Genomic DNA, 22,336 nt, shown 5'->3' on the forward strand with positions numbered 1-22,336 from the left:
TTCGACCACTTTTTTGTCCCAAGTTGCCGACTGTTATGTTTTAATGTGCACCATTTATGGGCTACCAGGTTCATGCAGAAAGGTTATCAATGAGCTGGATTGAACGAATTAAGAGCAATATTACCCCCACCCGCAAGGCAAGCATCCCTGAGGGCGTGTGGACCAAATGTGACAGCTGCGGTCAGGTACTTTACCGTGCCGAACTGGAGCGTAACCTGGAGGTCTGCCCGAAATGTGACCACCACATGCGTATGTCAGCGCGTAGTCGCCTGCATAGCCTGCTGGACGAAGGGTCCATGGTGGAGCTGGGTAGCGAGCTTGAGCCGAAAGATGTGCTGAAGTTTCGCGACTCCAAAAAGTACAAAGATCGTCTGGCTACGGCTCAGAAAGAGACCGGTGAGACAGACGCGCTGGTGGTGATGAAAGGCACCCTGCACGAGATGCCGGTTGTGGCAGCGGCCTTTGAGTTTGCCTTTATGGGCGGCTCCATGGGCTCGGTCGTGGGCGCGCGTTTTGTGCGTGCCGTTGAGCAGGCGCTGGAAGACAACTGCCCGCTGATCTGCTTCTCCGCCTCCGGCGGGGCGCGTATGCAGGAAGCGCTGATGTCCCTGATGCAGATGGCGAAAACCTCTGCCGCGCTGGCAAAAATGCAGGAGCGCGGTCTGCCGTATATCTCCGTGCTGACCGACCCGACCATGGGCGGCGTCTCTGCAAGCTTTGCGATGCTGGGCGATCTCAACATCGCTGAGCCGAAGGCGCTTATCGGCTTTGCCGGTCCGCGCGTTATCGAGCAGACCGTGCGTGAGAAACTGCCGCCGGGCTTCCAGCGCAGCGAGTTTCTGATTGAGAAAGGCGCGATTGATATGATCGTGCGTCGCCCGGAGCTGCGCCTGAAGCTGGCGAGCATTCTGGCGAAGCTGATGAACCAGCCTGCGCCCAACCCGGATGCACCGCGTGAAAGCGTGGTCGTACCGCCGGTACCGGATCAGGAAGTCGGGATCTGATAAATCAGGAGGCAGGGCCAGCCGGCTCTGCCTTTTTTCTTTTCACACTGGCAGCAATCCCCGGGCACTATGGAAACGAAAAGCACTCCTCAAGCCACGTCGCCCCTGGCCACGTGGCTTTCTTATCTGGAAAACCTGCACGGTAAAACCATCGACATGGGTCTTGAGCGCGTCAGCCGGGTGGCCGCGGCGCTGAATGTCTTGAAGCCCGCACCTTTCGTCTTTACCGTGGCGGGCACCAACGGCAAAGGCACCACCTGCCGCACGCTGGAGTCGATTCTGCTGGCGGCAGGCTACCGGGTGGGTGTCTATAGCTCGCCCCATCTGGTGCGCTATACCGAGCGCGTGCGCGTGCAGGGCGGTGAGCTGCCCGAGCTGGAGCATACCCGCTCGTTTGCTGCCATTGAGGCCGCTCGGGGCGAAACCTCGCTCACCTACTTTGAGTACGGCACGCTCTCGGCGCTGTGGCTGTTTAAGCAGGCCGCGCTGGACGTGGTGATCCTCGAAGTCGGGCTGGGCGGACGCCTGGATGCCACCAACATGGTGGATGCCGACGTGGCGGTGGTCACCAGCATCGCCCTCGATCATACCGACTGGCTGGGGCCGGATCGCGAAAGCATTGGCCGGGAAAAAGCCGGGATCTTCCGCGGCGGCAAACCTGCGGTGGTCGGTGAACCCGATATGCCGCACACCATTGCCGAGGTGGCGAGTGAGAAGGGGGCTAACCTGCTGCGTCGTGGGGTCGACTGGCACTACGCGGTAGCGGATAATAGCTGGACATTTCAGGATGCCGCGGGCGAGCTACGCGCGCTGCCGTTGCCTCAGGTTCCGCAGCCGAACGCGGCAACCGCCCTGGCGGCGCTGCGGGCCAGCGGGCTGACGGTGAGCGAGCAGGCGATCCGCGACGGTATTGCTGGCGCGATCCTGCCGGGACGTTTTCAGACGGTGAGTGAATCACCGCGCCTGATCCTCGACGTGGCGCATAACCCGCACGCGGCGGTCTACCTGGCTGAGCGGCTGGCGGCGCTGCCGTCTCACGGGCGCGTGCTGGCGGTGGTCGGAATGCTGCATGATAAAGACATCGGCGGCACGCTGGCCTGTCTGGAGCGCTGCGTCGATAGCTGGTATTGTGCCCCTCTGGAAGGGCCACGCGGCGCGACGGCGGAGCAGCTGCTAGCCCATCTGAAAGGCGGGGCGGCATTTGCTGACGTCGAGCAGGCGTGGCGCGCGGCGATGGCGGATGCCAGACCTGAAGATACCGTGCTGGTGTGTGGTTCATTCCACACGGTGGCACATGTCATGGAAGCGATGGACGCGGGGAGAGCAGGTGGCAAGTAAGTTTCAGAACCGTTTAATGGGAACCATTGTGCTGGTGGCGCTGGGGGTGATTATCCTGCCAGGGCTGCTTGACGGGCAGAAAAAACACTATCAGGACGAGTTTGCGGCGATCCCGCTGGTGCCGAAGCCGGGCGACCGCGACGAGCCGGACATGATGCCAGCGGCAACGCAGGCGCTGCCGGCCCAGCCGCCGGAGGGTGCTGCGGAAGAGGTGCGGGCGGGCGATGCCGCCGCGCCGTCGCTGGACACGTCTCGTCAGGCGCTTGAAGGCAGCGCGCTGGAGGCGGAGCAGTACCCGGTAGAGACGCCGAAAGCGAAGCCGGTGGAAAAGGCGCAACCTAAGCCGCAGCCGCAGCGTGACCGGGCCAGCGAGCAGTTAGCCGCCGCGAACGACGCGCCGGTGGCCCCGCCTAAACCGGCGGCGGAGGAGAAGCCTGCGCCAACCGGCAAAGCCTGGGTCGTCCAGCTTGGGGCGCTGAAAAATGCCGATAAGGTCACCGAGATCGTCGGTAAGCTGCGCGGAGCAGGGTATCGCGTTTACACTATTCCAAATACGCCGGTACAGGGTAAAATAACCCGCATTCTGGTCGGCCCGGACGCCTCCAGAGACAAGCTAAAAGGGTCGCTTGGTGAGTTAAAACAGCTCTCAGGCTTAAGCGGCGTGGTGATGAACTACAGCGCAAACTGATCCTTTGGCAGGTTAAAAAAAGCGCGGCCGGCAGGCCGCAGAAGGCAAAAGGTCTGATGGCGTTGAATATTTTTTCAGCGCCATTTTTATTTTCGCGCGGCACGGAAATCGCTACGCAAACGTTTTCTTTTTCTGTTAGAATGCGCCCCGAACTGGACGACAGGGCGTAAAATCATGGGACACATATGGTCTGGATTGATTACGCCATCATCGCGGTAATAGGTTTTTCCTGTCTGGTTAGCCTGATCCGTGGCTTTGTACGTGAAGCGTTATCGCTGGTGACATGGGGTTGTGCTTTCTTTGTTGCCAGTCATTACTACACTTACCTGTCTGTTTGGTTCACGGGCTTTGAAGACGCACTGGTGCGGAACGGGATTGCTATCGCAGTACTGTTTATCGCAACGCTGATTGTCGGCGCTATCGTTAACTACATTTTCGGCACCCTGGTTGATAAAACCGGCCTGTCGGGAACCGACAGGGTGTTGGGGATTTGCTTCGGTGCGCTACGTGGGGCGCTGATTGTTGCCGCAATCCTGTTCTTTCTCGATACCTTTACCGGGTTCTCGAAAAGCGATGACTGGCAGCGTTCGCAGCTGATCCCCCAGTTCAGTGTCATCATCAGGTGGTTCTTTGACTATCTGCAAAGCTCGTCTAGTTTTTTGCCCAGGGCGTAAGCCCTGCGATGTGGCCTAGCGAGGAAAAGACGTATGTGCGGTATTGTCGGTATCGCCGGTGTTATGCCGGTAAACCAGTCGATTTATGACGCGTTAACGGTGCTTCAGCACCGTGGTCAAGATGCCGCAGGCATCATCACTATCGATGAAAACAACTGCTTCCGTTTACGTAAAGCGAACGGGATGGTTAGCGATGTATTTGAAGCCCGCCACATGCAGCGCCTCCAGGGGAATATGGGTATCGGCCATGTGCGCTACCCGACGGCCGGTAGCTCCAGCGCGTCTGAAGCCCAGCCCTTCTACGTCAACTCGCCGTATGGCATCACGCTTGCCCACAACGGCAACCTGACCAACGCCCACGAGCTGCGTAAGAAGCTGTTCCAGGAGAAGCGTCGCCACATCAACACCACCTCCGACTCTGAAATCCTGCTCAATATTTTCGCCAGCGAGCTGGATAACTTCCGCCACTACCCGTTAGAGGCGGATAACATTTTTGCCGCTATTGCCGCGACCAACCGCCAGATCCGCGGCGCGTACGCCTGCATCGCGATGATTATCGGCCACGGCATGGTCGGTTTCCGCGATCCCAACGGCATCCGTCCGCTGGTGCTGGGCAAGCGTGACATCGGCGACGGCCGCACCGAGTATATGATGGCCTCCGAGAGCGTGGCGCTGGATACGCTGGGCTTTGAATTCCTGCGTGACGTCGCGCCGGGCGAAGCGGTCTATATCACCGAAAAAGGCCAGCTCTCTACCCGCCAGTGTGCCGACAACCCGGTCAGCAACCCGTGCCTGTTTGAGTACGTCTACTTCGCCCGTCCGGACTCCTTTATCGACAAAATCTCCGTCTACAGCGCCCGCGTTAATATGGGTAAAAAGCTGGGCGCGAAGATTGCCCGCGAGTGGGAAGATCTCGACATTGACGTAGTGATCCCGATCCCTGAGACCTCCTGCGATATCGCGCTGGAGATCGCCCACATTCTGGATAAACCCTACCGTCAGGGCTTCGTGAAGAACCGCTACGTTGGCCGCACCTTTATCATGCCGGGCCAGCAGCTGCGCCGTAAATCCGTGCGCCGCAAGCTGAACGCTAACCGCGCCGAGTTCCGCGACAAGAACGTACTGCTGGTGGATGACTCTATCGTGCGCGGTACCACCTCGGAGCAGATCATTGAGATGGCACGCGAAGCCGGGGCGAAGAAGGTTTACCTCGCCTCTGCGGCACCGGAGATCCGCTTCCCGAACGTCTACGGCATCGATATGCCGACCGCAAACGAGCTGATCGCCCACGGGCGTGAAGTGGACGAGATCCGCCAGATCATCGGCGCTGACGGCCTGATCTTCCAGGACCTTAACGATCTCATCGACGCCGTGCGCGCCGAGAACCCGGATATCCAGCAGTTTGAGTGCTCGGTTTTCAACGGCATCTACGTGACCAAAGACGTTAACCAGCAGTATCTCGACTATCTCGACTCTCTGCGCAATGACGACGTCAAAGCCGTACAGATGCAAAACGATCTCGAAAGCTTAGAGATGCATAACGAGGGTTAACTCACTCGTGCGCCCTGCGTTCGCGGGGCGCTTCAACGTTGCAACGCCCGCCATAATCCGGCAAAGTCCTCTCACGTAAGTAAAAGGACGGGAATATGAAACGACTGATTATCGGCATCTCGGGTGCCAGCGGGGCCATCTACGGCGTGCGTCTGCTGCAGGTGCTGCGCGACGTGCCTGAGGTGGAAACCCATCTGGTGATGAGCAATGCCGCCCGCCAGACGCTGGCGCTGGAGACCGACCTCTCCCTGCGTGACGTCCAGGCGCTGGCCGACGTGGTACATGACTCGCGTGATATCGCCGCCAGCATCTCCTCCGGCTCGTTTAAGACCGCCGGCATGGTGATCCTTCCCTGTTCCATTAAAACGCTGTCCGGCATCGTTCACAGCTATACCGACAGCCTGCTGACCCGCGCGGCGGACGTGGTGCTGAAAGAGCGCCGCCCGCTGGTGCTCTGCGTACGTGAAACGCCGCTGCATCTTGGCCATCTGCGGCTGATGACCCAGGCTGCGGAGCTGGGCGCGGCAATCATGCCCCCGGTCCCGGCCTTCTATCACCGCCCGCAGACCCTCGATGACATCATCAACCAGACGGTCAATCGCGTGATCGACCAGTTCGACATTGACCTGCCGGAAGATCTCTTCACCCGCTGGCAGGGACCCGCAGCCTCAAATGCGTCAAAATAGTGCACCTCACCTGGATTGCCCTGTTACAGGGCAAATCTGCAAGCGCGATCATATCCTCGACATTTAACCGCTGTTTTCAGTTTGTAACGCTGCGGTTCATTTAGCAGACCTGCTATCTTTCACCCTAACGGTAATGCTGCAACCTTTTATTAACATTTCTGAGGGCGATTATTATTCGTCATGAGAAAGTGGCATAAGACGTGCAAGCATCAGCGGGTAACACAACACAACGTTATACAACAACACGCAATAGATAATAAAATCAGAAACTCGAGGGTAATGTATGAAGAAGACGGCTGTAGCTCTCTCTTTACTGCTGGGACTCTCCAGCGCCGCCAGCGTTTACGCTGCGCTTCCCCAGACCGTGCGCATTGGTACGGACGCAACCTATGCGCCATTCTCGTCTAAAGACGCGAAGGGTGAGTTTGTCGGCTTTGATATCGACCTCGGTAACGAGATGTGCAAGCGTATTCAGGTTAAGTGCACCTGGGTGGGCAGCGACTTTGACGCGCTGATCCCCTCCCTGAAAGCCAAGAAAATTGATGCCATCATCTCTTCTCTCTCCATTACTGAAAAGCGCCAGCAGGAGATCGCCTTCTCCGATAAGCTCTACGCGGCGGATTCACGCCTGATCGCGGCGAAAGGCTCGCCGATCCAGCCGACCATTGAGTCGCTGAAAGGCAAACACGTGGGCGTGTTACAGGGTTCAACCCAGGAAGCCTTTGGCAACGCTAACTGGCGCAGCAAAGGCATTGATGTGGTTGCCTACCAGAACCAGGATCTGATCTACTCTGACCTCGCTGCCGGTCGTCTGGACGCCGCCCTGCAGGATGAGGTTGCTGCCAGCGAAGGCTTCCTTAAACAGCCTGCCGGGAAAGAGTTTGCCTTCGCCGGTCCGTCGGTAAAAGATAAAAACTTCTTCGGGGAAGGCACCGGGGTTGGCCTGCGCAAAGACGATACCGAGCTTAAAGCCGCATTCGACAAAGCGCTGGGTGAAATCCGCAAAGACGGTACCTACGACAAGATGGCGAAAAAATACTTCGACTTTAACGTCTACGGTGATTAAGTGACGGAACGTCTTTGCACCAGGGTGGTGAGCCAGCGTGGTGCATTGATGTGGTTGATGCCTTACGGCGGTGCGGTAAACGTACCTCTGTCAGGCAACGGGACCTAAAACAGCATAGTTAAGCAGTGGCGCTGCAAAAAAAAGCGCCCGGCAGGGCAGAATATTTTGCCTTGCCGGGCCGAATAATGGCACGATAGCCATACCGTATTCTGTGCAAAATCCCGTTAAAAGACCGTCAGTTGAGGATGTTTATGAATAAGTTGGTATTATCGCTTTCTCTGGTACTTGCTCTTTCCAGCGCGACCAGCGCTTTCGCTGCTATTCCGCAAAAGGTGCGCATTGGCACCGATCCTACCTACGCACCGTTTGAATCGAAGAATGCGCAGGGTGAATTAGTGGGTTTTGATATCGATCTGGCTAAAGAGCTGTGTAAACGCATTAATACCCAGTGTACCTTCATTGAGAACCCGCTGGATGCGCTGATTCCCTCGCTGAAAGCGAAGAAAATCGATGCCATCATGTCGTCGCTCTCCATTACCGAGAAGCGTCAGCAAGAGATCGCGTTTACTGACAAGCTTTATGCAGCAGATTCACGTCTGGTAGTGGCGAAAGCCTCTAACATCCAGCCGGACCTGTCGACCCTGAAAGGCAAACGCGTCGGCGTTCTGCAGGGCACCACCCAGGAGACCTACGGCAACGAACACTGGGCGGCGAAAGGCGTTGAGATCGTCTCCTATCAGGGCCAGGACTCTATCTATGCTGACCTGACCGCGGGCCGTATCGACGCCGCGTTCCAGGACGAAGTAGCCGCCAGCGAAGGTTTCCTGAAAACCCAGGCGGGCAAAGAGTACAAATTTGGTGGCCCGTCCATCAAAGATGAGAAGCTGTTTGGCGTGGGTACCGGCATGGGCATTCGCAAAGAGGATAATGAGCTGCGCGAAGCGCTGAACAAAGCCTTTGCCGATATGCGTGCCGACGGCACCTACGAAAAGCTGGCGAAAAAGTATTTCGATTTTGATGTTTACGGTGGCTAATCCCCACCTGTGACAAACGTGCGCCCCCTCCCGTAACGGGAGGGGAAAAGACACGGCAGACACTACACACCACGGGGCAGGCTGCATGCTGTACGGGTTTTCTCAAGTTATATTCCAGGGCGCTGTCGTCACGCTGGAGCTGGCGCTCAGCTCCGTTGTGCTGGCCGTGCTGATAGGTCTGGCGGGGGCGGGGGCCAAGCTCTCTCACAGCCGCCTGCTGGCCGCTATTTTTGAAGGCTACACCACGCTGATCCGTGGCGTGCCCGATCTGGTGCTGATGCTGCTCATCTTCTACGGACTGCAAATTGCGCTGAACGGCATCACCGACGCCGTCGGCATGGCGCAGATCGATATCGACCCGATGATCGCCGGTATCATCACCCTCGGCTTTATCTACGGGGCCTACTTTACGGAAACCTTTCGCGGGGCGTTTATGGCCGTACCGAAAGGGCATATCGAGGCGGCGACCGCCTTTGGCTTTACCGGCGGACAGATCTTTCGCCGTATCCTCTTTCCGGCCATGATGCGCTACGCCCTACCGGGAATTGGTAACAACTGGCAGGTGATCCTCAAGGCCACCGCGCTGGTGTCGCTGCTGGGCCTCGAAGACGTGGTTAAAGCTACTCAGCTCGCCGGAAAAAGCACCTGGGAGCCGTTCTACTTCGCCGTGGTCTGCGGACTTATCTACCTGGTATTTACCACCGTCTCTAATGGTGTGCTGCTTCTGCTTGAACGCCGCTACTCCGTGGGCGTGAAGAGGGCTGACCTGTGATCGAGATTATTCAGGAGTACTGGCACGCCCTGCTGTGGACCGACGGCTACCGCTTTACCGGCGTGGCGATCACCCTCTGGCTGCTGATCCTGTCGGTGGTGATGGGCGGCATCCTCGCGCTGTTTCTCGCCATCGGGCGCGTCTCCAGCAACAAATTTATCCGCTTTCCTATCTGGCTCTTTACCTACGTTTTTCGCGGCACGCCGCTCTACGTCCAGCTGCTGGTCTTCTACTCCGGGATGTACACCCTGGAGATTGTGAAGGGCACGGAGCTGCTGAACGCCTTCTTCCGCAGCGGCCTGAACTGTACGGTGCTGGCGTTAACGCTGAACACCTGCGCCTACACCACCGAGATCTTTGCCGGAGCGATCCGTTCGGTGCCGCACGGCGAGATTGAGGCGGCGCGGGCCTACGGCTTCTCGTCGGTGAAGATGTACCGCTGCATTATTCTGCCGTCGGCGCTGCGCATTGCGCTGCCTGCCTACAGCAATGAAGTGATCCTTATGCTGCACTCGACGGCGCTGGCCTTTACCGCCACCGTCCCGGATCTGCTGAAAATTGCGCGTGATATTAACTCGGCCACCTACCAGCCCTTTACCGCGTTTGGTATTGCCGCCGTGTTGTACCTGATCATCTCCTATGCGCTGATCAGCCTGTTCCGCAAAGCGGAAAAGCGCTGGCTGAAGCATATGAAACCTTCTTCGACGCACTGAGAATACGATGTCCGAGAATAAATTAAACGTTACAGATCTGCACAAGCGCTACGGCGAACACGAGGTGCTGAAAGGGGTATCGCTGCAGGCTAACGCGGGCGATGTGATCACCATTATCGGCTCGTCGGGATCCGGCAAGAGTACCTTCCTGCGCTGCATTAACTTTCTTGAGAAGCCAAGCGAAGGCACGATTGTGGTGAGCGGGCAGAACATCACCCTGGTGCGGGATAAAGACGGCCAGCTGAAGGTGGCTGATAAGCATCAGCTGCGCCTACTGCGTACCCGCCTGACCATGGTGTTCCAGCACTTTAACCTCTGGAGCCACATGACGGTGCTGGAGAACGTGATGGAAGCACCGATTCAGGTGCTGGGGCTAAGCAAGCAGGAGTCGCGTGAGCGGGCGGTGAAGTATCTGGCGAAGGTCGGTATTGACGAGCGCGCTCAGGCGAAATACCCGGTGCACCTCTCCGGCGGCCAGCAGCAGCGCGTTTCCATTGCCCGCGCGCTGGCGATGGAGCCTGAGGTACTGCTGTTTGACGAGCCGACCTCGGCGCTGGATCCTGAGCTGGTGGGCGAAGTGCTGCGCATCATGCAGAAGCTGGCAGAAGAGGGGAAAACCATGGTGGTGGTGACCCATGAGATGGGCTTTGCTCGCCACGTCTCTTCCCACGTGATCTTCCTGCATCAGGGGAAAATTGAGGAGGAGGGCAAGCCGGAGGCGCTGTTTGACAATCCGCAGAGCCCACGCCTGCAGCAGTTCCTCAAAGGCTCGCTGAAGTAAGGTTCCGGCCCTCTCCTTAACCGGGGAGGGCTGAGCTGAACGTCTGGTCAGTCAGACGGTAGACCCAGTCATCGTGAAACACGCCATTCAGGCGATAGACCTTCTGCAAGATCTCTACTCGACAAAACCCTAGCTTCTCCAGCACGCGCTGGGAGCCGACGTTTCCCGCCAGCACCCACGCATTGAGCGCCGTGACGCCCGCTTCGTTAAACGCGTAATGACAGAGCGCGCGCAGGGCTTCGCTGGCGTAGCCCTGCCCCTGAGCGTAGGTGGCAATGCTGTAGCCGACATCTGCCTCCTGCGGGTTCTCTCCCGATCGGCTTAGACCAATATCCCCCAGCGGAGCCCCTGTTCCCTGCTGGCGAATCACAAACGCCCCGGCGTCGATCAAACGCGCATCAAACACCCGACGAATATCCTGCTGCGAGGCGATATCGGCCATAAAGCGCATAATCGCCGGATCGCGGCGCAGGCGCAGAAAAAACGGCCAGTCAGATTCCTGAAAGGGAGAGAGGGTTAAGCGGGGGGTGGTCAGCGTCAGCATGGTAATCATCATTCTGGTGAATCAGTCGATTACATTATCACCAGAATGATAGGTTGGTGCTATTTATTTTAACGATTCAGCGCAGCACGTCCGCCAGGGCCTCATCCAGATCGTACCAGCGAAAACCAAACCCGGACGCCTCCAGGCGCTTGGGCAGCGCGCGCTGGCCGCCGAGCACCAGCACCGAAGATTCACCCATCAGCAGACGCACGGCGCTGGCCGGCGCGCGCATGAAGGCCGGACGGTGCAGGGCGTGGCCGAGGGCATGGGCAAAGCGTTCGTTGTGCACCGGATAGGGGGAGACCATATTAAACGGGCCGCGCAGGTCGTTATCCAGCAGCCAGAGAATGCCGTTGACCATATCATCGATATGGATCCAGGCCAGATACTGTCGTCCGCTGCCGATCGGGCCGCCGAGGCCGAGGCGGAACACCGGCAGCATTTTTGCCAGCACGCCGCCTTTCGGGGCAAAGACCACGCCGGTGCGCAGCAGGCAGACGCGAGTCTGGTCGCTTAGCGCGCCGCAGGCAATCTGCTCCCAGCGGGCACAGAGTTTGTGGGTAAACTCATTGTGCGGCGGCTCCTCTTCGGTGACAACCACCTCGCCGAGATCGCCGTAGTAGCCCGTGGCCGATCCGGAGATCAACACCGAGGGTGGCGTAGCGCTGGCCTTGATCAGATCCACCAGCTTCTGGGTGATCTCCCAGCGGCTGTTGCACAGACGCGCTTTTTGCGCCTCGCTCCAGCGCTTGTCGGCGATCGGTTCGCCCGCGAGGTTAATTACCGCATCGATGTCGTTGAGATCGTGGCGATCGTCAACGCCTTTGCAGAAGGTCACGCCATCGCCCAGCGCGCGGCGCGCCCGCTCCGGACTACGGGTAACTACCGTCACCGCATGTCCCAGCGCCAGCAGACGTGGGACAAGATGGCTGCCAATCAGGCCGGTACCGCCGGTAATCAAAATCCTCATGCAACCTCCTGGGCTGCGCTTAACGTCGCCAGCTCATACTCATCGACACCGAGTCGGCATACCGTAGCGCGTAAAGTTTATCGATCTCCACTTCAGCATAGGTAACCCAGTGATGTTCGCGTGCGATATCGAGCACATCCTGGGTTAATTTTTCCAGCAAAAAGAAGCGATTATTTTCAATATGCTGAATTATATTTTTAGTAATTGTACGGTAGTTCAGCGCATCGTTGATATCTTCACTAGCCCGCGCTTTGTCCGCGGGGTAGTGGATAACCACGTTGACCACGATATCCTGGCGGTTAGCTATCTCCTCGTCTTTGATGCCGATAAAGGTCCGCAGGCGCAAATTTTTTATACGTATGACAGCGTCTGGTTGCGACATGGTAAATTCCCTCTGTGTAGTGATTGACGCTATCATACACGAGGTTAAACGGCCCGCCCACACGGGCGAGACGGCTAATTCTGCGCAATTTTTTGCATCGCGCGCAGGGTGGCGGGACGGGTGCGAATGCGTTCGAACCAGTTGTTTACCGCCGGGTAGCTGCTGAGGTTGATCCGCTGGCGTTCGTGAGCGTTGATCCACGGCCAGGCGGCGACGTCGGCGATGCTGTAGTGCTCGCCGCCCAACCAGGGCACGCGCTCCAGCCGCGTGTTCATCACGCCGTAGAGACGCTGGGTTTCAACCTGAAAACGCTCGATAGCGTAGGGCACCGGCTTGGGAGCAAAGTAGTTAAAGTGGTGATTTTGCCCGAGCATTGGACCCAGGCCACCCACCTGCCAAAAGAGCCACTGTAGCGTCAGGTGCCGTTCGCGCAGCTCGCCGCTGAGCAGCATGCCGCTCTTCTCTGCCAGATAGAGCAGGATCTCCCCTGATTCAAACAGGCTAAGCGGGGCACCACCGTCGACAGGGGCATGGTCTACGATGGCGGGAATTTTATTATTCGGCGAGATCTCCAGAAAGTCAGGACGAAACTGATCGCCTTTGCTGATATCGACGCGGATCAGACGATAATCCAGCTCTGCCTCTTCCAGAAATAGCGTGATTTTGTGACCGTTAGGGGTGGGGGCGTAATAGAGATCGATCATCTCAGCTCCTGTCAGGGAATAAAGTCGCAAACAGGAGTATAGGCGCTGGCGGGCGAGGCGGGATTTTCAGGCAGTGACAGCCCGCACAGGACGCTATATTTTAGATGAAATTCGATAATTCAATGAGGGTACCATGGGCGAGCCAGCAATAACGTTGTGGTCGGATGCAGACTTTTTCTCTCCTTACGTCATGTCGGTGTACGTCACCCTGCACGAAAAGGGGTTGCCGTTCACGCTAAAGACCGTCGACCTCAACGGCGGCGAACACCTGCGCCCGGAGTGGAGGGGCTACCACCTCAGCCGCCGCGTGCCGCTGCTGGAGGTTGATGGCTTTGAGCTGACGGAGTCCTCGGCGATTAGCGAATACCTTGAGGAGCGTTTTGCGCCGCCGGAGTGGGAGCGCGTCTACCCTCACGATATCCAGAAGCGGGCCAGAGCACGGCAGATTCAGGCCTGGCTGCGTAGCGATCTGATGCCCATCCGCGAGGAGCGCTCAACGGACGTGATCTTCGCTGGCGTGAAAAAGCCCCCGCTGAGCGAGGCGGGCCAGCGGAGCGCAGAAAAACTGTTCACCATCGCTGGCGCACTGCTGGCTCATGCCAACCCCAATCTGTTTGGCGAATGGTGCATTGCCGATGCCGACCTGGCGCTGATGCTGAACCGGCTGGTGCTTAACGGCGACGAGGTTCCCGAGCGCCTTGCAGACTATGCCGCCTTCCAGTGGCAACGCTCGTCGGTGCAGCGCTATATCGCCCTGTCGGCCGCGCGCTGAAGCTGTTTAGCATCGGCAAATCCGTTATCATGAAGCAAATTTTTCAACGATAAGGGTGTAAGCGATGAAGCTGATGTTTGCCTCCGATATTCACGGCTCGCTGCCAGCGACGGAGCGCGTGCTGGCGCGGTTTGCCGAGAGCGGCGCGCGGTGGCTGGTGATCCTGGGCGACCTGCTCAACCACGGGCCGCGCAATGCGCTGCCGGAGGGGTATGCGCCCGCGCAGGTAGCCGAGCTACTCAACGCTCAGGCCTCGCGGATCATCGCCGTGCGCGGCAACTGCGACAGCGAAGTGGATCAGATGCTGCTTACGTTTCCCATTACTGCCCCCTGGCAGCAGATAGTATTGGAGCCTTGTCGGCTGTTTTTGACTCATGGCCATCTCTATAATGCAGAAAATTTACCCCCGCTCGCCGCTGGCGATGTCTTCATCTCCGGTCATACTCATATTCCGGTGGCGGAAAAGCGCGGCGATATAATTCACTTTAACCCTGGCTCGGTAAGCATCCCAAAAGGGGGCTTCGCCGCCAGCTACGGTATGTTTGACGACGGTATTTTTCGCGTAATCGCACTGAACGATCAACGGATTATTGCAGAGGTCGCCATTAATCCGTAAGTTAGCTCTCAACCAGAAACGCGCCACCAGAGCGCTATGCAGAGAAGGTTTTTCCGATGGTGGAACAGAGTCATTTTACAGGCACGGAATGGGTAGATATCGTCAATGAAGACAACGAGGTGATCGCGCAGGCTAGCCGCGAACAGATGCGCGCGCAGTGTCTGCGTCATCGGGCCACCTTCATTGTTGTGCATGACGGCATGGGGAAAATTCTGGTGCAGCGCCGCACTGAGACAAAAGACTACCTGCCTGGTCTGCTAGACGCGACGGCGGGTGGCGTAGTACAGGCGGACGAAGGGATGCTGGAGTCCGCACGGCGTGAAGCGGAAGAGGAGCTGGGCATTGCTGGCGTACCCTTTGCCGAGCATGGTCAGTTCTACTACGAAGACGATCACTGCCGCGTCTGGGGTGGGCTTTTCAGCTGCGTCTCCCACGGGCCTTTTGCCCTGCAGGAGGATGAGGTCAGCGAAGCGATCTGGATGACACCGGAAGAGATCACCGCCCGCTGCGATGAGTTCACGCCGGACTCGCTCAAAGCGCTGGCGCTGTGGATGAGCCGCAACGCCAACAACGATACGCTTAAGCTGGCTGAAACCGAGTAGGCCTACCTAAACGTATCAAGCCGGCCACGGTACGCCATGGCCGGCTTTTTTATTGCCTTAATTTACTCCGGTACGTCGCCGCTGCCCTGCTGTGAGGGCCACTTCCAGTTGCGTACCTCGGGCAGATCCTCCCCGTGCTCGCGCACGTAGCGGTGGTGCTCAGCGATCTTCTCCTGCAAATCGTCAAGGATCGCATCGGCTTTGCCCGCCAGCTTCTCTACCCGCAGGATTGCCTCCTGCGCCAGATGGAAACGATCCAGCTCGTTCATCACCGTCATATCAAACGGCGTGGTGGTGGTGCCTTCCTCCATAAACCCGCGCACGTGGAAGTGACGATGGTTATTGCGATGGTAGGTCAGGCGATGGATCAGGCTCGGGTAGCCGTGGAAGGCGAAGATCACCGGCTTGTCTGCGGTGAAGATAGTCTCAAACGCCTCGTCGCTCAGCCCGTGCGGATGCTGATCCTCGGTCTGTAGTGCCATCAGATCCACCACGTTCACCACCCGCACGCTAAGGTCCGGTAGGTAGCCCCGGAGCAGATCGACCGCCGCCAACGCCTCCATGGTCGGGACGTCCCCGGCGCAGGCCATTACCACGTCCGGCGCTTTGCCTGGTATTTCGTTGCCTGCCCAGGGCCAGATGCCCATCCCGACTTCACAGTGCTTCGCCGCCTCTTCCATGGTCAGCCACTGCGGCTCCGGCTGCTTGCCCGCGACGATGACGTTGATGCGATCCCAGGTCTTCAGGCAGTGATCGGCCACCCACAATAGGGTGTTGGCATCCGGTGGCAGATAGATGCGCACGATATCGGCTTTCTTGTTGGCAACGTGATCGATAAAGCCCGGATCCTGATGGCTATAGCCGTTGTGATCCTGCCGCCAGACGTGGGAGGAGAGCAGATAGTTCAGGGAGGCGACGGGCTCGCGCCACGGCAGCTTGCGCGTCACCTTCAGCCATTTAGCGTGCTGGTTGAACATCGAGTCGATGATGTGAATAAAGGCCTCATAGCAGTTAAACAGCCCGTGACGTCCGGTGAGCAGATAACCCTCCAGCCAGCCCTGGCACTGGTGCTCGCTGAGGATCTCCATCACCCGGCCATCGGGGGCAAGCTGCTCATCGTAAGGCTCAATCTCCCCCTCCCAGGTGCGGTTGGTGACGTCGAACACGTCCCCCAGCCGGTTGGAGGCGGTTTCGTCCGGGCCAAAGAGGCGGAAGTTGTCCGGGTTACGGGTAAAGATGCTGCGCAGATAGCGCCCCAGCACCTCCGTGGATTGCGCCTGGGTTTCGCCAGGGGAAGCGATATCAAGGGCGAACTCGTGCAGCGCGGGCGTCACTAGCTCGCGGCGCAGTCGTCCGCCGTTGGCCCACGGGGTGGCCCCCATCCGCTTGTCACCTTCAGGTGCCAGCGCCCGCAGCTCGGGCTTAAGTCGCCCCTGCTCGTCGAAGAGATCCTCCGGCTGATAGCTGCGCATCCAGCGCTCAAGGATCTGTCGATGCTCGTCGTTTTCCCGACATGAAGAGACCGGTACCTGATGGGCGCGCCAGAAGCCTTCGACCTTTTTGCCGTCGACGGTCTGCGGGCCGGTCCACCCCTTCGGGCTGCGCAGAATAATCATCGGCCAGCGTGGGATAGACTCCGCAGTTTCACCCCGACGGGCGCGCTGCTGGAAATCGCGGATCTTATCGAGGGCGTTATCCAGCGCCTCGGCCATCTGCGGGTGCATTTTCTCCGGCTCGTGACCGCTGACAAAGAGCGGATCGTAGCCGTAGCCGCGGAACAGCTGGGTAAGATCCTCATCGCTGGTGCGCGCCAGCAGCGTCGGGTTCGCAATCTTGTAGCCGTTGAGGTGGAGGATTGGGAGCACGGCGCCGTCGCGGGCGGCGTTGAGAAACTTGATCCCGTGCCAGCTGGCGGCGAGCGGGCCGGTCTCGGCTTCACCGTCGCCAATCACGCAGGCGGCAATCAGATCCGGCGCATCAAACACGGCTCCGAAGGCGTGGGAGAGAGAGTAGCCCAGCTCGCCCCCTTCGTTGATCGAGCCGGGGGTTTCCGGCGCGGCGTGGCTGGGAATACCACCGGGAAACGAAAACTGCTTAAACAGCTTCTGCATCCCCGGCGCGTCTTGGCTAATGTCGGGATAGATCTCGCTATAGCTACCCTCAAGCCAGGTATTCGCTACCATGCCAGGCCCACCGTGGCCGGGGCCGCAGACGTAGAGCATGTCCAGATCGCGCTGACGGATGGCGCGGTTAAGGTGCGCGTAGATAAAGTTCAGCCCCGGCGTAGTGCCCCAGTGGCCCAGCAGGCGGGGTTTGATATGTTCCGGCTTAAGCGGCTCGCGCAGCAGCGGGTTATCCATCAGATAGATCTGGCCGACGGAGAGGTAGTTTGCGGCGCGCCAGTAGCGATCCAGTAACGTGAAGTCGTCGTCGTTAACGTGCCCGGTTGCAGATTGCGTCATGCTTTCTCCCGTTATCAGGTTAAATCGTACCTGTTAACCCTAATAGAAGAAGCCGAGGAGGGCGAATTTGGCCCACAAAAAAAGGGCCATGGCAGCGCCATGACCCTTTAAAACGTTATATTCGCTTACTGCTGCTGAGAAGACTGGATCGCCGTCAGCGCGATGGTGTAGACGATATCGTCAACCAGTGCGCCACGGGAGAGGTCGTTCACAGGCTTACGCATACCCTGCAGCATCGGCCCGATGGAGATCAGGTCGGCAGAGCGCTGTACCGCTTTGTAGGTGGTGTTACCGGTGTTCAGATCCGGGAAGATGAACACGGTAGCACGACCGGCAACCGGTGAGTTCGGCGCTTTAGATTTCGCGACGTCAGCCATTACCGCAGCATCGTACTGCAGCGGACCGTCGATCATCAGGTCAGGACGTTTCTCCTGCGCCAGACGGGTTGCTTCACGCACTTTCTCTACATCGCTACCCGCGCCGGAGTTACCGGTGGAGTAGGAGAGCATCGCCACGCGCGGCTCGATACCAAAGGCAATCGCGGAGTCCGCAGACTGAATAGCGATCTCAGCCAGCTGTTCAGCGGTTGGATCCGGGTTAATCGCGCAGTCGCCGTAAACGTACACCTGCTCCGGCAGGAGCATGAAGAATACGGAGGAGACCAGCGAGCTGCCCGGTGCCGTTTTGATCAGCTGCAGCGGCGGACGGATGGTGTTCGCGGTGGTGTGAACCGCACCGGAAACCAGACCGTCAACTTCGTCCTGCTCCAGCATCAGAGTGCCGAGCACCACGTTGTCTTCCAGCTGTTCGCGGGCAACGGCTTCGGTCATGCCTTTGCTCTTACGCAGCTCAACCAGGCGGGCAACGTAGCTTTCACGTACCACGTCTGGGTCAACGATTTCGATGCCCGCGCCCAGCTCAACGCCCTGAGAGGCCGCCACGCGGGTGATCTCTTCCGGGTTACCCAGCAGCACGCAGGTCGCAATGCCGCGCTCGGCGCAGATGGCCGCAGCTTTAACGGTACGCGGCTCGTCGCCTTCCGGCAGCACAACGCGTTTACCGGCCTGGCGCGCCAGCTCGGTGAGCTGATAGCGGAACGCAGGCGGAGAGAGACGGCGGCTACGCTCGGAGGTCGCGGTCAGGGATTCGATCCAGTCGGCGTTAACGTAGCCAGCCACGTACTCCTGCACTTTCTCGATACGCTGATGGTCGTCAGCCGGCACTTCCAGGTTGAAGCTCTGCAGGCTCAGGGAGGTCTGCCAGGTATTGGTGTTAACCATGAAGACCGGCAGGCCAGTGGCGAAGGCACGCTCGCACAGCTTGGCCACGCGGGCGTCCATCTCATAGGCACCGGTCAGCAGGATCGCACCGATCTCAACGCCGTTCATCGCGGCCAGGCAGGCGGCAACCAGCACGTCCGGACGGTCAGCGGAGGTCACCAGCAGAGAGCCAGGACGGAAGTGCTCCAGCATGTGCGGAATGCTACGCGCACAGAAGGTCACGGACTTCACGCGGCGGGTGTTGATGTCACCTTCGTTAACGATGGTGGCATTCAGGTGTTTCGCCATATCGATTGCGCGGGTGGCAATCAGATCGAAGCTCCACGGAATGGCACCCAGCACCGGCAGCGAGCTGGACGCGCTCAGCTGCGCCGGATCGATGCTGATCACTTTCGCTTTGGAGGAGTCATCGAAGATCTCGGAGAGATCCGGGCGGGTACGGCCCTGATCGTCAACCGGGGCGTTCAGCTTGTTCACGATCACGCCGGTGATGTTGGTGTTCTTCACGCCGCCGAAGCTGTTGCGGGTCAGCTCGATACGCTCTTTCAGCTGCTCCTGGGTATCGGTACCCTGAGACATCACGAAGACGATCTCGGCGTTCAGCGTTTTCGCGATTTCGAAGTTCAGCGACTGGGCAAACTGGTGTTTGCGGGTCGGCACCAGGCCTTCAACCAGCACCACTTCCGCGTCTTTCGCGCTTTCGTGGTAGCGGGCGATGATCTCTTCCATCAGCACGTCTTTCTGGTTGCTGGAGAGCAGAGACTCAACGTGGCTCATCTTCAGCGGTTCAGCGGCAGGCAGATTGGAGTTCGCACGCACGATAGTGGTGGTCTGGTCTGGCGCATCGCCACCGGCACGCGGCTGGGCGATAGGTTTAAAGACGCTCAGACGAACGCCTTTGCGTTCCATAGCACGGATCACGCCAAGGCTGACGCTGGTCAGGCCGACGCTGGTTCCGGTAGGGATCAGCATAATAATACGGGACACGGTATATCCTCTTTTTCGTTACCGCCAGAAAACTGGCGCGATACAAAACAGCACCGCCAGCGTGGGCTGGCGGTGTGGAATCAGGCAGTCAGACGGCAGGCGTCTTGGGCAATCACCAACTCTTCGTTGGTCGGGATGACCATCGCGAGGGTGGTACCCTCTTTGTTGATGTAGCCGGATTTGCCGAAGCGGGCCGCCAGGTTACGCTCGTGGTCAACCTCGAAGCCTAGCACGCCCAGTTTGCCCAGGGAGAGCTCGCGCACCATCGCCGCGTTCTCACCGATACCGCCGGTGAAGACAACCGCGTCCAGACGACCTTCCATCAGCGCGGTGTAGGAGCCGATGTACTTCGCCAGGCGGTGGCAGTAAACGTCCATTGCACGTTTAGCGTCTTCTTTGCTGGTGTAGTTGTCTTCAACGTAGCGGCAGTCGCTGGTGACTTCGGTCAGGCCCAGCAGGCCGGACTCTTTGGTCAGCATCTTGTTGATATCTTCTACGCTCATACCCAGGGTATCGTGCAGGTGGAAGATGATCGCCGGGTCGATATCACCCGAGCGCGTACCCATCACCAGGCCTTCCAGCGGGGTCAGACCCATCGAGGTATCAACGCATTTGCCGTTACGGATAGCAGAAACGGAGCCGCCGTTGCCCAGGTGGCAGGTGATGATGTTTACTTCTTCTACCGGCTTGTTCAGCATTTTTGCTGCTTCTTGCGTAACGTAGAAGTGGCTGGTGCCGTGCGCGCCGTAGCGGCGAACGCCGTGCTCTTTGTACAGTTTGTACGGCAGGGCGTAGAGGTAGGACTCTTCCGGCATGGTCTGATGGAACGCGGTGTCAAATACGGCCACGTTCTTGTCTTTCAGCTGCGGGAAGGATTTCAGTGCTTCAGCGATACCGATCAGGTGAGCCGGGTTATGCAGCGGTGCAAAAGAGGCAGAGTCTTTGATGCCCTGGATAACGGAGTCATCGATCACCACGGAGCTGGTGTATTTTTCGCCACCGTGCACGATGCGGTGACCAATTGCGGTCAGCTGTGCAGACAGTTCTGGTTTTTGTGCCAGAATAGTGTTAACGATAAAGTTCAGTGCTTCACTGTGAGCGGCACCTGCACCTAAAGCAGCTTCTTGTTTACCACCGTCCATTTTCCATTTGATACGCGCTTCAGGAAGATGGAAGCATTCGGCTAAACCAGAGAGGTACTCTTCACCGTTCAGTGCATCGATGATTGCAAATTTCAGTGAGGAGCTACCGCAGTTCAGAACCAGTACTAACTTACTCGACATGGAAGTACCTATTTTTGATACGTGGCTAAAAAAACGTCAGTGAGTCTTTCAGCGTAGCGCATGTTGACGCTGACATTTATGATTAACATCATGCCAGAACGATTTTTTTGGCACGATGAAAGAGAATACGGTTGAGTTTATGCCATTTTGGCCCCATAAGAGGAATTGGCATACTGGGCGTTACATTGACGACGTTGCGTTCATCGTCTAAGGCCCACTCAGGCGGGCACAGAATACCCGATACTGGGTAGCGATGACAAAATATTTTGAACGTTGTCATGAGCAGTTGTTGTTTTGCACAAATTTTTTAATTTTTATATGTGAAGTTGAGGTAACGCCATGAACACACCTGAGAATCGCCCCGTGAGCTTTTTCAGTTTGTTTCGCCTGGGACAGCACTATTCGAAGACCTGGCCTATGGAAAAAAGCCTCGCTCCTGTCTTTATCGATAACCGTGTCATTCGCGCCACCCGCTACGCGATCCGCATTATGCCTCCCGTTGCCGTCTTTACGCTCTGCTGGCAGATCGCCCTTGGCGGCCAGCTGGGTCCTGCGGTAGCCACCGCGCTCTTTGCGCTGAGCCTGCCGCTGCAGGGGCTGTGGTGGTTGGGCAAGCGCTCCGTGACGCCGCTGCCGCCGGGAGTTTTACACTGGTTCTATGAAGTGCGCGGTAAATTACAGGATGCTGGCCAGACGATGGCCCCGGTTACCGGCAAGCCGGACTACCAGGCACTGGCTGATACGCTTAAGCGCGCATTTGGTCAGCTCGACAAAACTTTCCTGGATGATTTGTAATTCACCCCTGATTGCGAATATAAAAGAAGGCACATAGTTTATGTGCCTCTTTTTTTTCCGACGTGATACGGAGTGTAAGATGGAAATGACCAATGCCCAACGGCTGATTTTATCGAATCAGTACAAAATGATGACGATGCTCGATCCCACCAACGCCGACCGCTACCGCCGCCTGCAAACCATCGTCGAGCGCGGCTTTGGCCTGCAAATGCGCGAGCTGGACCGCGAGTTTGGCGAGCTGCCGGAGGAGACCTGCCGCACCGTTATCGACATCATGGAGATGTATCACGCGCTGCATGTCTCCTGGACCAACCTGAAAGATGCCCAATCTATTGATGAGCGCCGGGTGACCTTCCTGGGCTTCGATGCCGCCACCGAGGCGCGCTACCTCAGCTATGTGCGCTTTATGGTGAACACCGAAGGGCGCTACACCGATTTTGACGCTGGCACGCACGGCTTTAATGCCCAGACCCCGATGTGGGAAAAGTACCAGCGCATGCTGGGGGCATGGCACGCCTGCCCGCGCCAGTACCATCTGAGCGCTAACGAAATTAACCAGATCGTCAATGCCTGATCGCCGCAGGCAAATACATAAAAATGGGTAACAACCGTTCATCCTATTGATTTAGCCC

General features: G+C 58.1%; 23 protein-coding genes. 16 read left to right on the forward strand and 7 right to left on the reverse strand.

What is annotated here, in order from left to right; translation table 11 throughout:
- Positions 1-89 precede the first annotated feature (89 nt).
- From accD to hisP, 11 genes are all read left to right on the forward strand, one after another.
- Positions 90-1,004, forward strand: a complete 915-nt coding sequence (accD, locus tag EV102420_RS04640) for an acetyl-CoA carboxylase, carboxyltransferase subunit beta (RefSeq protein ID WP_042389523.1) — start codon at positions 90-92, stop codon at positions 1,002-1,004.
- Positions 1,005-1,073: 69 nt separating this feature from the next.
- Positions 1,074-2,342 carry a bifunctional tetrahydrofolate synthase/dihydrofolate synthase gene (gene folC / locus EV102420_RS04645; protein ID WP_042389525.1) on the forward strand — a complete coding sequence of 423 codons (1,269 nt, stop codon included), beginning with the start codon at positions 1,074-1,076 and terminating at the stop codon, positions 2,340-2,342.
- On the forward strand, positions 2,332-3,030 hold the full coding sequence (dedD, locus tag EV102420_RS04650) for a cell division protein DedD (protein WP_042389527.1): 699 nt from the start codon (positions 2,332-2,334) through the stop codon (positions 3,028-3,030). The genes folC and dedD overlap by 11 nt, the downstream gene beginning before the upstream one ends.
- Positions 3,031-3,215: 185 nt before the next feature.
- Positions 3,216-3,704, forward strand: a complete 489-nt coding sequence (cvpA, locus tag EV102420_RS04655) for a colicin V production protein (protein ID WP_042389529.1) — start codon at positions 3,216-3,218, stop codon at positions 3,702-3,704.
- A 33-nt stretch (positions 3,705-3,737) separates the two neighbouring features.
- Positions 3,738-5,255 carry an amidophosphoribosyltransferase gene (gene purF, locus EV102420_RS04660; RefSeq protein ID WP_042389531.1) on the forward strand — a complete coding sequence of 506 codons (1,518 nt, stop codon included), beginning with the start codon at positions 3,738-3,740 and terminating at the stop codon, positions 5,253-5,255.
- A gap of 95 nt (positions 5,256-5,350) precedes the next feature.
- Positions 5,351-5,941, forward strand: a complete 591-nt coding sequence (locus tag EV102420_RS04665) for a UbiX family flavin prenyltransferase (protein WP_042389534.1) — start codon at positions 5,351-5,353, stop codon at positions 5,939-5,941.
- A gap of 283 nt (positions 5,942-6,224) precedes the next feature.
- Positions 6,225-7,007: a lysine/arginine/ornithine ABC transporter substrate-binding protein ArgT gene (gene argT, locus EV102420_RS04670; RefSeq protein ID WP_042389536.1), complete on the forward strand. Its 783-nt coding sequence runs from the start codon at positions 6,225-6,227 to the stop codon at positions 7,005-7,007.
- Positions 7,008-7,258: 251 nt separating this feature from the next.
- On the forward strand, positions 7,259-8,041 hold the full coding sequence (gene hisJ / locus EV102420_RS04675) for a histidine ABC transporter substrate-binding protein HisJ (protein WP_042389537.1): 783 nt from the start codon (positions 7,259-7,261) through the stop codon (positions 8,039-8,041).
- Positions 8,042-8,126: 85 nt separating this feature from the next.
- Positions 8,127-8,813, forward strand: coding sequence for a histidine ABC transporter permease HisQ (locus EV102420_RS04680; protein WP_042389538.1), 687 nt, complete (start codon positions 8,127-8,129; stop codon positions 8,811-8,813).
- Positions 8,810-9,526, forward strand: coding sequence for an ABC transporter permease (locus EV102420_RS04685; RefSeq protein WP_042389539.1), 717 nt, complete (start codon positions 8,810-8,812; stop codon positions 9,524-9,526). The genes EV102420_RS04680 and EV102420_RS04685 overlap by 4 nt, the downstream gene beginning before the upstream one ends.
- Before the next feature lie 7 nt (positions 9,527-9,533).
- The gene (gene hisP / locus EV102420_RS04690; RefSeq protein WP_042389540.1) at positions 9,534-10,307 is read left to right on the forward strand and encodes a histidine ABC transporter ATP-binding protein HisP; all 774 of its coding nucleotides are present in this window, start codon (positions 9,534-9,536) and stop codon (positions 10,305-10,307) included.
- 16 nt (positions 10,308-10,323) lie between these two features.
- On the opposite strand, the gene EV102420_RS04695 is transcribed toward hisP, so the two are convergent.
- The 4 genes from EV102420_RS04695 to yfcG form a co-directional block, all read right to left on the reverse strand.
- A complete protein-coding gene (locus EV102420_RS04695; RefSeq protein WP_042389541.1) occupies positions 10,324-10,863 on the reverse strand; it encodes a GNAT family N-acetyltransferase in 540 nt (179 codons plus the stop codon).
- A 64-nt stretch (positions 10,864-10,927) separates the two neighbouring features.
- Complete coding sequence (locus EV102420_RS04700; RefSeq protein ID WP_042389542.1) at positions 10,928-11,821, reverse strand: TIGR01777 family oxidoreductase; 894 nt, start codon at positions 11,819-11,821, stop codon at positions 10,928-10,930.
- A gap of 19 nt (positions 11,822-11,840) precedes the next feature.
- Positions 11,841-12,203 (reverse strand): dihydroneopterin triphosphate 2'-epimerase, encoded by a 363-nt coding sequence (gene folX / locus EV102420_RS04705; protein WP_042389544.1) that lies wholly within the window; start codon positions 12,201-12,203, stop codon positions 11,841-11,843.
- A 74-nt stretch (positions 12,204-12,277) separates the two neighbouring features.
- On the reverse strand, positions 12,278-12,907 hold the full coding sequence (gene yfcG, locus EV102420_RS04710; RefSeq protein WP_042389546.1) for a GSH-dependent disulfide bond oxidoreductase: 630 nt from the start codon (positions 12,905-12,907) through the stop codon (positions 12,278-12,280).
- Between the two features lie 133 nt (positions 12,908-13,040).
- Between yfcG and yfcF the strand changes: the two genes are divergently transcribed.
- From yfcF to yfcD, 3 genes are all read left to right on the forward strand, one after another.
- Positions 13,041-13,679, forward strand: coding sequence for a glutathione transferase (yfcF, locus tag EV102420_RS04715; RefSeq protein ID WP_042389548.1), 639 nt, complete (start codon positions 13,041-13,043; stop codon positions 13,677-13,679).
- 64 nt (positions 13,680-13,743) lie between these two features.
- Complete coding sequence (gene yfcE, locus EV102420_RS04720) at positions 13,744-14,295, forward strand: phosphodiesterase (RefSeq protein ID WP_042389550.1); 552 nt, start codon at positions 13,744-13,746, stop codon at positions 14,293-14,295.
- Between the two features lie 56 nt (positions 14,296-14,351).
- Positions 14,352-14,897, forward strand: coding sequence for an NUDIX hydrolase YfcD (gene yfcD / locus EV102420_RS04725; RefSeq protein WP_042389552.1), 546 nt, complete (start codon positions 14,352-14,354; stop codon positions 14,895-14,897).
- Positions 14,898-14,959: 62 nt separating this feature from the next.
- On the opposite strand, the gene EV102420_RS04730 is transcribed toward yfcD, so the two are convergent.
- From EV102420_RS04730 to ackA, 3 genes are all read right to left on the reverse strand, one after another.
- Positions 14,960-17,359 (reverse strand): phosphoketolase family protein, encoded by a 2,400-nt coding sequence (locus tag EV102420_RS04730; RefSeq protein ID WP_042389553.1) that lies wholly within the window; start codon positions 17,357-17,359, stop codon positions 14,960-14,962.
- A gap of 125 nt (positions 17,360-17,484) precedes the next feature.
- Positions 17,485-19,626 carry a phosphate acetyltransferase gene (gene pta, locus EV102420_RS04735; RefSeq protein ID WP_042389555.1) on the reverse strand — a complete coding sequence of 714 codons (2,142 nt, stop codon included), beginning with the start codon at positions 19,624-19,626 and terminating at the stop codon, positions 17,485-17,487.
- A gap of 80 nt (positions 19,627-19,706) precedes the next feature.
- A complete protein-coding gene (ackA, locus tag EV102420_RS04740; RefSeq protein WP_042389557.1) occupies positions 19,707-20,909 on the reverse strand; it encodes an acetate kinase in 1,203 nt (400 codons plus the stop codon).
- 339 nt (positions 20,910-21,248) lie between these two features.
- Between ackA and yfbV the strand changes: the two genes are divergently transcribed.
- Together yfbV and EV102420_RS04750 are read left to right on the forward strand one after the other, a co-directional pair.
- On the forward strand, positions 21,249-21,704 hold the full coding sequence (gene yfbV / locus EV102420_RS04745; protein ID WP_042389559.1) for a terminus macrodomain insulation protein YfbV: 456 nt from the start codon (positions 21,249-21,251) through the stop codon (positions 21,702-21,704).
- 79 nt (positions 21,705-21,783) lie between these two features.
- Positions 21,784-22,278 carry a YfbU family protein gene (locus EV102420_RS04750; RefSeq protein WP_042389561.1) on the forward strand — a complete coding sequence of 165 codons (495 nt, stop codon included), beginning with the start codon at positions 21,784-21,786 and terminating at the stop codon, positions 22,276-22,278.
- The last annotated feature ends 58 nt before the right edge of the window (positions 22,279-22,336 follow it).

This window comes from Pseudescherichia vulneris NBRC 102420 (genome assembly GCF_000759795.1).
Classification (GTDB): domain Bacteria; phylum Pseudomonadota; class Gammaproteobacteria; order Enterobacterales; family Enterobacteriaceae; genus Pseudescherichia; species Pseudescherichia vulneris.